General features: G+C 64.7%; 10 protein-coding genes and 1 pseudogene. 6 read left to right on the top strand and 5 right to left on the bottom strand.

All coding sequences use genetic code 11. The features are described from left to right. Positions 1-105: 105 nt before the first annotated feature. A complete protein-coding gene (locus tag AADZ78_RS04520; protein WP_085249181.1) occupies positions 106-1341 on the top strand; it encodes an ATP-binding protein in 1236 nt (411 codons plus the stop codon). Positions 1342-1682: 341 nt separating this feature from the next. Here AADZ78_RS04520 and AADZ78_RS04515 read toward each other — a convergent pair whose 3' ends face one another. Further along, positions 1683-2636: a class I SAM-dependent methyltransferase gene (locus AADZ78_RS04515; protein ID WP_085249182.1), complete on the bottom strand. Its 954-nt coding sequence runs from the start codon at positions 2634-2636 to the stop codon at positions 1683-1685. A 64-nt stretch (positions 2637-2700) separates the two neighbouring features. On the opposite strand from AADZ78_RS04515, the gene AADZ78_RS04510 reads away from it, so the two are divergent. Beyond that, positions 2701-5076: a lysylphosphatidylglycerol synthase transmembrane domain-containing protein gene (locus AADZ78_RS04510; protein ID WP_085249183.1), complete on the top strand. Its 2376-nt coding sequence runs from the start codon at positions 2701-2703 to the stop codon at positions 5074-5076. Between the two features lie 7 nt (positions 5077-5083). On the opposite strand, the gene AADZ78_RS04505 is transcribed toward AADZ78_RS04510, so the two are convergent. After that, positions 5084-7714: a GH92 family glycosyl hydrolase gene (locus AADZ78_RS04505; protein ID WP_085249184.1), complete on the bottom strand. Its 2631-nt coding sequence runs from the start codon at positions 7712-7714 to the stop codon at positions 5084-5086. A gap of 151 nt (positions 7715-7865) precedes the next feature. Here AADZ78_RS04505 and AADZ78_RS04500 point away from each other — a divergent pair, with 151 nt between their 5' ends. The 3 genes from AADZ78_RS04500 to AADZ78_RS04490 are packed head-to-tail and all read left to right on the top strand — an operon-like array spanning position 7866 to position 10764. Further along, positions 7866-8543, top strand: coding sequence for an LpqN/LpqT family lipoprotein (locus AADZ78_RS04500; protein WP_085249185.1), 678 nt, complete (start codon positions 7866-7868; stop codon positions 8541-8543). Next, positions 8437-10245: a thiamine pyrophosphate-dependent enzyme gene (locus tag AADZ78_RS04495; protein WP_085249186.1), complete on the top strand. Its 1809-nt coding sequence runs from the start codon at positions 8437-8439 to the stop codon at positions 10243-10245. The genes AADZ78_RS04500 and AADZ78_RS04495 overlap by 107 nt, the downstream gene beginning before the upstream one ends. Before the next feature lie 33 nt (positions 10246-10278). Beyond that, entirely contained in the window at positions 10279-10764 is a 486-nt protein-coding gene (locus AADZ78_RS04490) for a hypothetical protein (protein ID WP_085249187.1), read from the top strand. A gap of 20 nt (positions 10765-10784) precedes the next feature. Here the strand turns inward: AADZ78_RS04490 and AADZ78_RS04485 are convergent, their stop codons facing one another. Continuing rightward, entirely contained in the window at positions 10785-11543 is a 759-nt protein-coding gene (locus tag AADZ78_RS04485; RefSeq protein WP_085249188.1) for a Mut7-C RNAse domain-containing protein, read from the bottom strand. A gap of 192 nt (positions 11544-11735) precedes the next feature. On the opposite strand from AADZ78_RS04485, the gene AADZ78_RS04480 reads away from it, so the two are divergent. After that, the gene (locus tag AADZ78_RS04480) at positions 11736-13907 is read left to right on the top strand and encodes an FUSC family protein (RefSeq protein WP_249044862.1); all 2172 of its coding nucleotides are present in this window, start codon (positions 11736-11738) and stop codon (positions 13905-13907) included. On the opposite strand, the gene AADZ78_RS04475 is transcribed toward AADZ78_RS04480, so the two are convergent. Continuing rightward, the gene (locus AADZ78_RS04475) at positions 13876-14661 is read right to left on the bottom strand and encodes a VOC family protein (RefSeq protein ID WP_085249190.1); all 786 of its coding nucleotides are present in this window, start codon (positions 14659-14661) and stop codon (positions 13876-13878) included. The two genes, AADZ78_RS04480 and AADZ78_RS04475, sit on opposite strands and share 32 nt — an antisense overlap. Before the next feature lie 14 nt (positions 14662-14675). Then, positions 14676-14930 (bottom strand): annotated as a pseudogene (locus AADZ78_RS04470) (TIGR03086 family protein); the annotation flags it as partial. Positions 14931-15009: the final 79 nt, after the last annotated feature.

Here is a 15009-nt window from a genome sequence, read left to right as displayed (position 1 = left end):
TCGATGCTGGACGGATCCGCAACAGCTAAGTGGACAAATCCGTAGCGCTATATACGACGAATCAGCAGCACATATGTGGACAAATCAGCAATGTATTCTGTCTAGATGGCCGTCGTCGAACGCGCGATCAGACCCGTCGTGCTGGCCGCTCTGGCCGACACCCCCGTCGTCGTCGTCAACGGCGCGCGTCAGGTCGGAAAAACGACACTCGTTGCGCGACTTGACTATCCGAGGTCCAGTGAAGTCGTCTCCCTCGACGACGCCGCCAACCGTGATGCTGCTCGCGATGATCCCCGCGCATTCGTATCCCGGCCGGTGGACACGCTGGTGATCGACGAGGCGCAGCTCGAACCCGGACTGTTCCGGGCGATCAAAGCCGAAGTTGACCGGGATCGCCGGCCCGGCCGCTTCCTGCTCACCGGTTCGGCGCGGCTGCTCTCCGCCCCTGACATGGCCAGCGCGCTGGTGGGCCGAGTCGAGATCATCGAGCTCTGGCCGTTCTCGCAAGGCGAGCGCGCGGGTTTCGCGGACCACTTCGTCGATCTGCTGTTCACCGCCCCACGCGAGCTGATCCAGGGCTCGGATATGCGGCGTGCCGACCTGGTCGAACGGATCGCCACCGGTGGCTTTCCCGACATCGTCGCGCGGTCACCGTCGAGGCGCCGTCCATGGTTTGACAACTATCTCACCACCGCGACGCAGTCGGTCATCCGCGAGCTTTCGGCGATCGAGCGGCTCGCCGAAATCCCGCGACTGCTCCGGCTGTGCGCCGCGCGGACCGGTGCCGAACTCAACGTGAGCACGCTGGCCAGCGAGCTGTCAATTCCGGCCCGCACCACCGACGGCTATCTGGCCTTGCTGGAAGCGGCCTTCCTGATCTACCGGGTGCCGGCCTGGTCGACCAACCTGAGCCGCAAGGTAATTCGCAGGCCCAAGCTGGTCGTGTCCGACAGCGGCCTGGCTTGTCATTTGCTCGGGGTTACGGGCACGACGCTGGATCGTCGAGGTGGCCCGCTGGGCCCGCTCCTGGAGACGTTCGTAGCCAACGAGATCCGCAAGCAACTCACCTGGTCAGCCGAGCGGGCGAGCCTCTGGCACTTTCGCGATCGAGGCGGAGCCGCAGTCGATCTCGTACTCGAACACCCCGACGGGCGGGTCTGCGGCATCGAAGTCAAGGCGACCAGCACGCCGCGAGCCGAGGACCTGCGCGGTCTGCGCTATCTCGCCGACAGGCTCGGTGACCGGTTTCAATTCGGCGTCCTGCTCACCGCGGCGCCGGAGGCCACGCCGTTCGGTCCGAGGCTTGCGGCCTTACCGGTCAGCGCGCTGTGGACCGGTTGAATTCGCAGACGCGGCGCCGGTGAGGAAACCCGGTGCCACGAATACATCGAGGCCGCCGCACCGCCGGTCAAGGGCTGCCCTACACGCACAGTGCCCCGATCGTGTCGCAGGGTTGCCGGCTGATCGGCAAGCCAGTTGAATTGCGGCTCGCGTGTTCGATATGCCTTACTACAAGCGATAAATCCCTTGCGCGCCCTGGCTTGTCGCTCGAAGGTGGGCAAGTAATGTGTCCCTCTCAGCAGAGACGTGTGTGGCGGATGTGATTGCCGCAGCCCAGGGCGCCGTCAATAACGCAACCAAAGCAGCCACCCATCAAGCAACCAAGTCGCCAACGAATCCCGCTATGCCCGCTCTGCGGACACGAACAGGGTGCGCGGCGATGTGTCCTCAACTCCTTCGGGCGCGCCGCGGCCGTACCCCGCCATGAGCTCGTGGGACGGCGTCACCGTCACGTCCCAACCGTGACCACGCAACCACTCTCCCACGTCTTCGCGCTCCTCGAAGTACCACAACTCGTCGGTGCGGGGCAGCTCACGTTGCGGGTCCGCTTTGACCATCGCCGCGCGGATCCGGTCCATTCGTTCGCGCCGCTGCGCACGCACGTCGGCGTCGAGGAAGTCCGGTCCGGGCGCCTCGACGGCGATCCGGCTGCCGGCGGCACTGAGGCTTTGGACCCGGTCGAACAACAATTCCTGGGCGACCGCAGGGAGGTAGGGCAGCAGACCCTCGACGGACCAGGCGCTCGGCGCCGAGGGATCGAAACCGGCCCGCAGCAACGCCGCCGGCCAGTCCTGACGCAGATCCACCGGCACACCGACCCGGTTGCACGTGGGCTCGGCCTCTCGTTCGGCCCCATACTCCTGCAAAGTCGACACCTTGAACTCCAGCACCCTGGGCTGATCGAGCTCATAGACCGTCGTGCCATCGGGCCAGGGCAACCGCCACGCGCGCGCGTCCAAGCCGGCCGCCAGGATCACCGCCTGACTCACCCCGGCGCGGGCGGCATCCAGAAAGAAGCCGTCGAAATACGCCGTCCGCGACGCCATGTATCCGACCATCGACTGCATCTGCATCGGCAGGTCGGGCTCAGCCTGGAGAACCTCGTCGGGAAGCTGGGGAGCGGCGAACCAGCTCCATATCCCGTCGCCGGCGGCGTCGAGGAAGACGCGTGCGAACGGGTCACTGATCAGTGGATTCTCACTCTCGGTTTCCGTGGCGCGAGCGGCGGCCACGCCCAGGGCCGTAGCCCCCACACCCTCGGTGATCTCCCAGCTGTCGTTATCGGTTCGTGCCATAGTGGCGACCCTACGTGAGTTAGATGTGCGGAATCCGCCGCAAGCCGCGGGTTAAGTTTGCGACATGCGAGTTGACGGGCGCGACATAGCCGTGTCCGGCAGCTTGCTGCAACCGTTGACCCGGCGGACCAACGACATCATCCGGCTCGTGCTGGCGGCGATTTTCCTCGCGGTTGTGATCACGAGTTCGCTAATCACCCGGCCGCGCTGGGTGGCGCTCGAGAAATCCATCTCGCAGATCGTCGGGGTCCTGACCCCCACGCAATCCGATCTGGTCTACCTGGCGTACGGCATCGCCATCCTGGCGTTGCCGTTCGTGATTTTGATCGGCCTGATCGTGTCGCGGCAATGGAAGCTGTTGGGAGCCTACGCGGCCGCCGGGCTCATGGCCGTCCTGCCCTTGTCGATCAGCAGCAATCGCATCGCAGCGCCTCGGTGGCATTTCGACCTCTCCGACAAGCTCTCCACCCTGCCGGCCCAGTTCCTCGACGACCCGCGGTGGATCGCGATGCTCGCGGCGGTGCTCACGGTGTCGGGTCCGTGGCTGCCGGCGCGTTGGCGACGTTGGTGGTGGGCGCTGCTGCTGGCCTTCGTGCCAATCCACCTCGTCGTCAGCGCCATTGTGCCGGCCCGTTCCTTGGTGGGGCTGGCGGTGGGATGGTTTGTCGGCGCGTTCGTGGTCCTGGTCGTCGGCACGCCCGCTCTCGAGGTGCCGCTCGATGGTGCGGTTCGTGCGTTGACCAAACGCGGATTCGTCGCGTCAATGCTCACCGTGGTCCGGCCCGGCGGGCCCGGACCGCTCGTATTGTCGGCTATGTCAACTGATCCCGAGTCCCGGGCGGCCGTCGAGTTGTACGGCCCGCATCAACGCAGCGGCGGTGCACTGCGACAGCTCTGGTGGAAGCTGCGGTTGCGCGGCTCCGAGACCGCACCCCTGCAGGCGTCGATGCGCCGCGCCGTTGAGCATCGCGCACTGATGGCCATCGCCATCGGTGAAGTGGGCGTAGCCAATACGTCGTCAATCGCCGTCGCCACGCTCGAGCGGGGCTGGACGTTGTACGCGCACAAGCCCGTTCGGGGCATTCCGCTCGACGAATGTGCAATCCAGACACCGGTTGCCCGGGTGTGGGAATCGCTGCGAATCCTCAACGGCCATCAGATCTCGCACGGGGACCTGCGCTGCCATGAGATCACAGTCGACGACGGGACCGTACTCTTCGGCGGCTTTGGTAGCGCCGAATACGGCGCCACCGACGCCCAACTCCAATCCGATATCGCCCAACTGCTGGTGACCACGTCAGCGCTGTATGACGCGGAGTCCGCGGTGGGTGCAGCGATCGACGCGTTTGGCGAGGACGCCATCCTGATCGCCTCTCGCCGGCTCACCAAATCGGCTGTGCCAAAGCGGATCCGCTCATCGGTGGCCAACGCGTCGGACATCATCTCGCACGCTCGCGCGGAGGTGATGCGCCAGACGGGCGCGGATCAGATTGAGACCGAAACGATCACCCGGTTCAGCCGCAGCCAGGTCATCCAACTGGTGCTCATCGGCGCGCTGGTCTATGTCGCATACCCCTTCATCAGCGCGGTACCGACGTTCTTCTCCGAGCTGCGGACCGCCAACTGGTGGTGGGCACTGGTGGGCCTGACGGTATCGGCGCTGACGTATTTCGGTGCGGCAGCGGCGTTGTGGGCCTGCGCCGACGGGATGGTGAGCTTTGGGAAGTTGTCGCTCATGCAGGTGGCCAACACTTTTGCCGCAACGACAACCCCGGCCGGTGTCGGGGGGCTCGCCCTGAGCACGCGGTTCCTGCAGAAATCAGGTCTGAGCGCGCTGCGGGCCACCGCGGCCGTGGCGCTGCTGGAAGCCGTGCAGGTAATCGTCCACGTCGCGCTGCTGATCTTGTTCAGCGCTATTGCGGGGACGTCGACCGACCTTTCCCATTTCGTCCCGAATGCCACCGTGCTGTACCTGATCGCCGGGGTGGCGCTGGGCATCGTCGGCACCTTTGTCATGGTGCCCAACCTGCGGCGCTGGCTGGCGACGGCGGTGCGCCCCAGGCTCAAGGAGGTATGGAGCGACCTCATCGATCTCGCCCGCGAACCGAAACGATTGGCGCTGATCCTGCTCGGTTGTGCCGGAACGACTCTCGGTGCGGCCCTGGCATTGTGGGCTAGTGTCGAGGCTTTCGGCGGGGGCACGACCTTCGTCACTGTCACCGTGGTGACGATGGTGGGCGGAACCCTCGCCTCCGCGGCGCCGACACCCGGTGGCGTCGGCGCCGTCGAGGCGGCGCTGATCGGTGGGCTCGCCGCCTTCGGTGTGCCTGCGGCCGTCGGCGTGCCGTCGGTGCTGCTTTACCGGGTCCTCACTTGCTGGCTTCCGGTATTCCTCGGCTGGCTGGTGATGCGCTGGTTCACCGCAAACGAGATGATCTGACGAGACGTCATGTTTCGAACTCGGTGACCACGACGAGGACGATCGACCTTCTGCTGCTGTTGCCGACCGTGGCGGTCAGATAGACCAGGTAGTACTCTTCGGGCACCGACTGCGCCACCGTGATCGGTACGGTCACCTCGGCCGAACCCTTGTCCGAGAACCGTCCAGACTGCGGTGCGGCGGTGATCCCACTGTGAGAAGCCGTGCCGGTAATGGTGTAATCCCCGGCCCCGTCGATCATCCGCTGCGCATCGACGGTCGCAGCCCCGCTGCTTCCCGGGGCGATTGTGACGATTGGCTGCGAAACATTAACCGTCACAGCCGAACTACCGGCACCGAACGACGGTGGCGCCGAGGACTCGTCCGTGCCCCAGTCCTTATTCGGACGGCCGGAAAGCGAGTACCTGATGTCGCCACCGGTATGGATGATCGACTCCGGAAGAAACGTTTGATTGGTGGCTCGGGCATCGACGCTAAGGCCCTTGATGTACTTCATGCGGTTGGGCGCCGACGCCCCTGGCGCGGATATCCGGATGGATTGGCCATCCGAAAGCGCGATCACGGCACGCTCGAAAATCGGTGTGTTGACGGTCAGGATCGGCGTACCCGGAGTGCTCGGGTACATGCCGAGGGCGGCCCAGACATACCAGCTAGACATCGCGCCGAGGTCGTCGTTGCCCGGCTCGCCGTCGGGGTGTGGGCCGAATAACCCTCGCACTCGATCGACCGTCCGCTGAGTTTTCCACGGCTGGCCGAGGTAGTTGTATAGCCACGGCACTGAAAAGCCAGGCTCGTTACCCGCCCAAAGATAGGGCTCATTGGGCCCCACGTTCAGCTTTTTGGTGAAGCGGTCGAGCCGGTCGGCCGCTGCGGCGCGGCCGCCGAGAGCGGTCACCAGGCCCGCGATGTTATGGGGTACCCACCACAGGTATTGCTCGGCGTTGCCTTCGTCATATCCGTCCTGACCGAATCCGAACGGCGACTCTATGAGCCCTGGGCCGTTGCGGAAAAACCCGGTCGGGCTGCGGGGTGAGATGTAACCCGTCGTGGGATTGAACAGGTTCTGCCAGTACTGCGCGCGGTGCTGGAATTCGTCGGCGGTCGCGGTGTCGCCGAGCGATTCGGCGAATCGCGAGATGCTGAAGTCGTCAACCGACCATTCCAGCGTGATCGAGGCGCCGGCGATGCGGCCGTCAGTACGAAAATCGGCCTGCTGCGGCGCGTATCCGAGCTGCAGATAGGTGGCGATTCCCGGCCGTTCTACGTAGCCGTTGAGGCCGACACCGCCCTGGGTCGCGGCGTTGATCATGTAGCGCAGCGCCGACTTGACGTTAAAGTTCTTGGCCCCAAAGGTATATAAGTTCACGATCAACGGCACCACGTTGTCACCACTCATCATGCCGGTCGCGGAATTCGCAAGGGCCCAACGCGGAAGCGCTCCGCTCTGCTCGGCATCGTTCACCAGAGATTGGGCCATGTCGCTGGCTCGCTCCGGGAAGAGCAGGCCCTGTAGGGCGGCCAAGCTCCGGTAGGTGTCCCAGTCGGAAAAATTGGCGTACTGGGTATGTCCTTTGACCACACTGTGGATGGCGCTATCGAATCCGAGATAGCGGCCGTCGGCGTCGTTGAAAGTGTTGGGGTGCAATAGCGATCGGTATAGGCAGCTGTAAAAGGTCTCCATATGGTCAGCGTCGCGCCCGGCCACCATGATCCGCGACAGCACAGCATTCCACTCCCTCGTGGCGGCCGCGCGAACGTCGTCAAAGCTCGCTGTCCCCTCGGCGGCCAGGTTCGCCCGGGCTCCGTCGATACCCACGTAGGAGATGGCGGTCCGCACCTCGAGCATCGAGCCGGACGGGAACTCCACGTACCCCCCGCTGTAAGGTGAATGTGCGCTGCGGACACCGGCGTACACCGCGTACCCGTCCCAAGTGCCGTAAGAGCTGAACGGCTGACTGAACTTCATGGCGAAGTACACGGTGTAGGTGTTGCTCTTACCGCAGAGCCCACCACTGGTCGCCCATCCGGTAATGGTGGTGTTGTCCTTACCGATCTGGATGGTCGACCGGGAGTTGCCAGCCAGTGACGCGCTGGAGCGCACCCGGAACAGGGCTGGCCGGCCGTCGCGCGGGTAACTGAACCGGCCAAAGCCGGTGCGCGTGGTGGCGGTGAGTTCCGCGACCACTCCGGTGTCGGGCAACCGCACGGTGTAATACCCGGGCACCCCCACCTCCGTATCGTCGTGGGCAATCCGTTCCCAGGCGCGCCAAGGTTGCGCGGCGATCGAGGTGGTGGTCGGCAACATCGAAATGTCACCGAACGCAGCGCAGCCCACCGAGGCGTGGGTCATGCTGAATCCGGTCGAGTGGGGATTGTGATAGTCGTATCCGGCGTAGTTGTCGATGGTGTCCGGCGAGTACTGCACCATCCCGAACGGCACCGAGGCGCCGGGGAAATTGTTGACTTCCCCTACCGTCTCACCACCGGAACCCGTGCCGTCGAGGGTGTCGACATATTCCACCGGGTTCGCAACCAAGCCGGGCTCACCGTCGTACGCAATGGGCGAAACCGCCGCAATGAACGCCACGAAAAGCGCCACCGCCGCGATTAGTGCGATGAGGGCCCGTCGTGACCACATACCTGTCTCTTACTGCAAGCCGCCGCTAGCCGTGGGTGTTTTCGAGGGATGGCAATCGCCGACACTGGCGCCGCCGCGTGTCATTTCGGCTAGTCTCAGTCCGACGTCGCCGGCGCTGGCACCGGGGCCACTAGTTTCGGGAGTACAACAGATGAAGGACCTGACCGCGGTTGTCGCGACTGTGGCGCTGAGCTTGACGCTGGTTGGTTGCGGCGCTGACAACAAGAGCGAGACCAAGACAACCACGAGCACGTCGACCACGACATCGACGACCGCATCGCCGACGACCAGCACCACGGCGGGCGCGCTGGCCAACTACACCATCGCCGACTACATCAGGGACAACCACATTCAGGAGACCCCGGTCCATCACGGCGATCCCGGCTCCCCGACCATCAACCTGCCGGTGCCCAACGGGTGGAAGTTACTCCCCGAAAGTTCCAACGCACCCTACGGCGGCATCGTCTTCACCCAGCCCAGCGATCCCAACGATCCACCCACGATCGTGGCGCTCGTCTCTAAGCTCACCGGTGACGTCGACCCGGCAAAGATCATCCAATTCGCTCCGGGTGAACTGAAGAATCTGCCCGGATACGAGGGCTCCGGCGATGGTAACGCGTCCACGCTCGGCGGGTTTCAGGCATGGCAGCTTGGTGGTTCCTACACCAAGAACGGCAAGAAGCGGACCGTCGCACAGAAGACGGTGGTGATTACCGGCCCGAATGGCCTGTACGTGCTGCAGCTCGACGCCGACGCCCTCGACGCCGAGACGGGCGAATTGGTGGACGCCACCGGCGTCATCGACGAACAGACGACCATCACGCCCTGACGCTCATTCCCGCGATTCCATGCCGAACGGATCCGAGGTTCTTTTAGAGCAGCTCGAAGCCCAAGGTGTGGACTGCGTGTTCGCCTCTCCGATCGCGGTGATGGCGCCGATCTGGGAAGTGCTGGCCCGCCGGGCCGACGACCGGAAGCCGCGTTACTTTCGGTGCCGGCATGAACTGCTGGCGGTGAGTCTGGCCTCCGGCTACTACAAGGCCACCGGCCGCAGCCAGATCGTGTTTCTGCCGTCGTCACTCGGAGTTCAAAACGGATCCCTGGGTCTGCACACCGCGCTGCAGGAACGCACCCCGATGACGGTGCTGTCGCCGGACACACTCAGCTACGGCGAGGATCCCACCGCCGACCCCGGTCCCGAATGGCCCTCCCTGCTTGTCGATCTGGTCGGTCCGGCGCGCAACGCCGAAGCCGTTGTCAAATGGGCGAAACGGGCACGAACCGCCTCCGAACTTGTGCACGAACTGCGTCGCGCCTGCTTCATCGCCGAGTCGGTACCGCGCGGACCAACGCTGCTGGAGATCCCTTTCGACCTCTTGGTTGGCACGGGTCACGACAGGATTCCGGACTGGGTCACGCCGGCCCTGGTCGTCGCCAGCGAAGAACAGATCGATCAGGCCGCTGCGATTCTGGCCGGTGCGCAGTGCCCACTCGTCATCACCGAACACGGCGGTCGCACCGACGAATCACGAGACGCCCTGGTCAGGATCGCCGAAGCACTGTCGGCACCGGTCTTTGAGTTCATGAGTCCCGCATATCACAACTTCCCGCGCTGTCATCGGCTCTACGGCGCGGGACCGGTCGAGGCGGTGCTGGGTGAGGCCGACGCGATTCTGCTGGCCGGCTGCAACGCGCCGTGGCATCCGCCGCACCCGCCGCTGCGTTCGGGGTGCGCCGTCATCCACGCCGAGGAGGACCCGCTGCGCCCGCGGGCCGCGTACTGGGGCTATCCGACCACCCACACCATCCCCGGAGACCTCGCCCGCAACCTTGGCGCGCTGGCCGCTAATCTGGGCAAGCGGTCGACCCCCCGGCCCGATGCCGTGCAACGCTGGTCGCGCCACTCCCAGGCCGTTCGCGCCAAGGGCCTCGATGACTTGCGTCAATCTCGCTCGCAGCCAACGGGTTTCGTACCGGCGGCCGAGCTTTTCCGGCAACTGCACGACGCCTTGCCAGATGATGCGATCTGCGTCGACGAGATCATCGCCCAGGTGCCGCACATGATTCAGTTTTTGTTCGAGCACAAGCCCATTCAGCAGTACCGCGGCTGGGCCGGAGCGCTGGGGACCAGCCTGGGTACCGCATTGGGAATCAGACTCGCACGGCCCCAACAACTCGTCGTGTCGGTGTTGGGCGACGGGGCCTGGCATTACAACCCAGTCCCGGCGGCACTCGGGTTCAGCCAGGAGTACTCGGTGCCGCTATTGATCGTGCTGTGCAACAACCGGGGTCTGGCCTCGCAGACGTGGAACGTCCTGCGCTACTTCCCCGACGGCGAAGCCGTTCGCGACCGCAACTTCGTGGGCGACGTCATCAGCCCCACACCCGACTACGTCAAGGTCGCGCAAGCCTACGGCGGCGATGGCGAGCGTGTGGAGGAAACCGCCAAGCTGCGACCGGCCCTGCAGCGCGCGCTTGAAGTCGTGGCCGCTGGCAAGACGTTTCTGCTCGACGTCTTTGTCAACCCGTAGCCGGACAACCCCGATTGGTCTTACGGTGTTGGCATGACAGAACAGTCGTATGCCGTCGACGTCGGACATCCACCCGAGGCCCTACTTCGCGTTATCAATCCAGCTCTGGGCTTCTTACTGGGCACACCGCTCGCGGGTTCCTTGCGCAAGCAGCTGATGGTGTTGAAATTCACCGGGCGAAAATCGGGGCGGCAGTTCGCAATTCCGTTGAGCGCCCACGTGATCGACGGCGATCTCTATACGCTCACCGATGCGGGGTGGAAGGCGAACTTCCGCGACGGCAGGGACGCCCAGGTCGTGTACGACGGTAAGACAACCGCGATGCGCGGCGAACTCATCCGGGACTCCGCGATCGTTCCCGATCTTTACCAGCGCTGCGCCCAGTCCTACGGCGTCAAGCGCGCACAACGCATGATGGGGCTGAAATTCCGCGACGACCGCATACCAACGCGGGAGGAGTTCGCCGAGGCGATTGACCGGCTGAAACTGGTAGCCATCCGATTGACGGCGGCAACATAACTCCTCGCCGACATCGCGAATCACTTGAGTTGGTCACAGAGTCTATCGACGAGACTGACCATCCGCGCGTGATGTGAACCGGCCCAGTAGATCTGCCCACATTCCACACAGCGGCTGAATTCCCGGTAGTACCTGCGGGTCAACGGCTGAAGCTGGGAGAACACCTCGTCTTTGGTTACCACCGCCAACCCGCCATTGCACCGCAAGCACCGGGTGAACGGCGCCAGCCGTTGCCCCAGGTCCAGACGCCGTATCACCTCGAGCGTCTGCTCCTCGGGGTCTTGTGAGCGGACGAACAGCCCGTGCGTGATGGACCGGCGCTTCAACAGGCCGCGGTCTCGGGTCAGCAGGATCCGCTGCTGATCGAGGCTGACGTCAACAAGCGTAGGGTCGTCGGCGTCACTCGACCACCACACGTCGAAGCCCAGCAATCGCAGCAGCCGCGCCAGCCGCCCGAGGTTGACATCGACGGCAAACCGCGGATTACGCAGGGGCACCGGCCTCAGCTTCGCCGTCGCGCCGATGTCGACCGCCTCGAACATCGGGTAGGCGGCGATACGGTCCCCCGCAGTCGGCCGGTGCGAGAAGTCCACCGGATCGCCGTTGACCAGGATGAGGTCAACCTCGGTATGCGGAATGCCCATGGCCTCTAGAACATCCTTCACCGTCTGGTGACTGCGGAACGGACGGCGCACGGTCAGACCGCGTGACCCGGGCTCTAGGAAATCGTTGAGCTCGGCGTATGCGCGGACATCTACATGGCCGACATTGCCGGTCATGTGCCCATGGTCACCGACGGAGTCTCCCGGGGGCAAGATATAGAGAAATCACCACCAGAGAGGCGGTCGCGGATGTCCAATCGACTTCCCGACTCTGCCTTAGCCACAACATTTTTCACCCGTATAGCGGCGCTCTACCAGCGCGCGCGAATCTGGACGATCGGCTCCGACCCCGGGCTGCTGCGGCTTCGGATGGCCATCCGGACGACGGCCGCACTGGCCTGCTCACTGCTGGCGCTATACGTGTTGACCAAGGCAACCGGGCAGCCCTTGACGGTCGCTCTGCTCGGCGTCGTTATCACGATGATCGCGGCGCGATCTGTCACCGAACCGGATCCACGCCAGCAGCGGATCACCATGGCGCTGCTGCCGGTGCCGGCCGCACTTGGCATCACCGCGGCCGCGCTGCTCACGCCCCACCAGCTCGCCGCCGACATCGTGTTCGTACTCATCGTCTTTATCGCGGTCTATATCCGCCGATTCGATGCCCGGGGTCGGGCACTGGGCATGGTCGCGTTCATGGCGTACTTCTTCACCTTGTACCTGCGGGCAAACCTGGCCGAGCTGCCGTGGCTGATCGGCGCGGTTCTGGTCGGCACGCTGTGCACGTTCGTGATGAGCACTTATGTCATGCCGGATCGACCAGAACGCGTGCTGCGAGCCACGATTCGCTCGCTGCGTGCGCGCATGGCCATCGTCGTCGACACCACCGCCGACGTGATCCGGACGGGCCGACTCGACGAACGTCGACGGCGCCGCATACGCGCCCGGATTACCCGGCTCAATGCCACCGCACTGATGGTGCAAAGCCAGATCGAGGACAAATACCACCCGGCCACGCTGCGGCCCGGGGTCAGCGCCGAACACCTCGCCCCGTGGTTGTTCGACGCCGAACTTGCCGTCGAATGGGTCGCGGTCGCGGGGCAGCGTACCGCGGCCAACGCGACGGAACTACCCGCGGCCACCCGCGCCGAGCTCGCCGGGGCGCTCACCCAACTCGCTTGGGCCATCAGGATTCCGCAACCCCACGGGCTGCAACAAGCCGCGAGCCTGGCGCAAGCTGTTCTCGACAAGGAACCCCAACCCACCGACAGTGAACCCGCGGTGCGCCGGCTTGCCTTAGCGATAATCGCCGCGGCGAACGCCACTGCGGAAGTCCGGGCACTGGTCGAGCAGGCCGCACATGCCGGACACGGCGAGGGCGCACCGGCACCGGCACCGGCACCGGCACCGGCACCGGCACCGGCACCGGAAGACGATGGTGCGAACATCGGCGCCGTGAGCGAACCAGCCAGCGGCCTGTTGCCGACGACGCGTCAAGCAATCCAGGTCTCCATCGCGGCATCGCTTGCCATCATCACTGGCGAGTTGGTATCGCCGGAGCGCTGGTATTGGGCGGTGATCGCAGCGTTCGTGATCTTCGCCGGCACCAACTCCTGGGGCGAAACCCTGACCAAGGGTTGGCAGCGCCTGCTCGGTACCGCACTCGGCGTGCCCAGCGGCATGCTGATTGCCACGCTGGTCGCCGGGGACAAGGTCGCTTCGCTCGTCATGATCTTCGTATGCCTGTTCTGCGCCTTCTATTTCATGAAGGTCACCTACAGCCTGATGACGTTCTGGATCACCACGATGTTGGCGCTGTTGTATGGACTGGTCGGAAACTTCAGCTTCGGGGTGCTGCTGGTGCGGATCGAGGAGACCGCAGTCGGCGCCGTCATCGGCGTCACCGTCGCGATCCTGGTGTTGCCGACCAACATCAGAACGACCATCCGCAACGACACCCGCGCCTTCCTGACGTCGTTATCCGCCCTGATCGAGACATCGATTGCGAGCATGTTCGATGACGACGACGCCGCGAGCCCAACTGAGCAGGCCCGCCAACTCGACCGATACCTGCAACAGTTCCGGGAAACGGCCAAGCCGCTTCTGGCGGGGGTTGCCGGGTTCGCCGGCCGACGCAGCATTCAAAGAAGTCTGCGCCTGTTCACCGCCTGCGACCGCTATGCGCGCAATCTGGCCCGCAGCAGCGAGCAGTATCACGACCCGCACTGCCCTCAGGCGTTGTCGGATGCCGTGTCCACCGCAGCTACTCAGACCCAACGCAACATCGACGCGTTGGTCGCCGCACTCGACGGAGCCCACGCCGTGACGGTCAGCCCGGCGGCCGATCTGCTCGACACCGCCGAAACCCTGGCCAGGCAGCAGGACGGCGCGTCCAATCAGGCAGAGCCACCGCACAATACGCGACGACTCCTCACCGCGTTGCATTCGCTGCGCAGGATCGAACGGGCCGTCATCACGGCCGCTACCCACTTGGGTGCGGACGCCGGCCTTACTGCTGTGGCACGGGCTTCAGCAAGCTGAATGCCCCGCCCTGCGGGTCGGACAGGACGGCACACCGTCCTACCGACGGAATATCGAACGGTTCCGCGAGGACCTGGCCACCCTCCGCGGCCGCCTTTGCCGCCGTCGCATCGACGTCGTCGACCGCGAAATAGACATGCCAGTGGTTCGGCACGCCGGGCATCGGCGGTTCCATACAGCCGCCGACATCCGCTCCGCCGGCCTTGAGCACCCGGTAGCTCTGGCCGGGAGCCATCTCCATCGTGGTGTAGGTCAGACCCAGCACCGCTTCGTAGAATGCCAACGCTAAATCCGGCTTGTCCGTGAGCAATTCGTTCCATATCACGGTGCCTGCCTCGTTAACCAGTGTTGCGCCGATGTGCTGGTTGGCCTGCCACAGTCCCACCGCCGCGCCGGTTGGATCGGTGACAAAGGTCATCCGACCGGCGTCGCCGATGTCGAACGCCGGCATCAACACTTGGCCTCCTGCTGTCGACACCTCAGCAACGACTGCGTCGACGTTGTCCACAGCGATGTAGGTGTTCCATGCCGGCGGCCGGTCCTCGGGCGCACCCGGCGGCATCGGCGCGATGGCGGCGACGGTTTCTCCGTTCAACGTGGCCATCGCGTACACACCGCCACCGCCAGGCATCTCGTTGTCGTCGTAACTCCAGCCCAACAGCGACGAGTAGAACTGTTTGGCAGCCGACTGATCAGTGGTCTGCAGGTCGACCCAGTTCGGTGTGCCCTGTGCGTATTCGGTTCTCTTGGGCATGATTGACCTTCCTGTTAGTTGGTGGCCGCGGAGATGCCGGTCGGCCGGCGGCCGGTGCAGGCGATCAGTCGATCCAGGACCGGGGCAAGGGACCCGACTGCCACCGGTTCGGCGAAGCCCACGCAGTTACGCGCCGGGCCGATGACCTTGCGGGCCACCCCCAGAACGTACTCCGAAACAGGCTCGGACACAACCACGTGACGACCAGTGGCGATCGCGAAATCCCAAGCGTGGACCAAGAATTCGAAGAACAACATGTCGACAGGCAGACGGCGCACACCTCGTTCGAGTGGCATCTGCAGCGAGGCGGTCCAGATCATCGGTAGCCGGAAACTGTCAAGCGATGGG

The organism is Mycobacterium riyadhense (assembly GCF_963853645.1).
Lineage (GTDB): Bacteria > Actinomycetota > Actinomycetes > Mycobacteriales > Mycobacteriaceae > Mycobacterium > Mycobacterium riyadhense.
The sequence above is the reverse complement of the archived record's forward strand: the minus strand, read 5'-3'. Positions and strand labels throughout refer to the sequence as shown.

Coding starts and splice junctions, on each gene's coding strand:
- AADZ78_RS04520 (WP_085249181.1), top strand. CDS start 106: ATGGCCGTCGTCGAACGCGCGATCAGACCCGTCGTGCTGGCCGCTCTG.
- AADZ78_RS04515 (WP_085249182.1), bottom strand. CDS start 2,636: ATGGCACGAACCGATAACGACAGCTGGGAGATCACCGAGGGTGTGGGG.
- AADZ78_RS04510 (WP_085249183.1), top strand. CDS start 2,701: ATGCGAGTTGACGGGCGCGACATAGCCGTGTCCGGCAGCTTGCTGCAA.
- AADZ78_RS04505 (WP_085249184.1), bottom strand. CDS start 7,714: ATGTGGTCACGACGGGCCCTCATCGCACTAATCGCGGCGGTGGCGCTT.
- AADZ78_RS04500 (WP_085249185.1), top strand. CDS start 7,866: ATGAAGGACCTGACCGCGGTTGTCGCGACTGTGGCGCTGAGCTTGACG.
- AADZ78_RS04495 (WP_085249186.1), top strand. CDS start 8,437: ATGGCCTGTACGTGCTGCAGCTCGACGCCGACGCCCTCGACGCCGAGA.
- AADZ78_RS04490 (WP_085249187.1), top strand. CDS start 10,279: ATGACAGAACAGTCGTATGCCGTCGACGTCGGACATCCACCCGAGGCC.
- AADZ78_RS04485 (WP_085249188.1), bottom strand. CDS start 11,543: ATGACCGGCAATGTCGGCCATGTAGATGTCCGCGCATACGCCGAGCTC.
- AADZ78_RS04480 (WP_249044862.1), top strand. CDS start 11,736: ATGGCCATCCGGACGACGGCCGCACTGGCCTGCTCACTGCTGGCGCTA.
- AADZ78_RS04475 (WP_085249190.1), bottom strand. CDS start 14,661: ATGCCCAAGAGAACCGAATACGCACAGGGCACACCGAACTGGGTCGAC.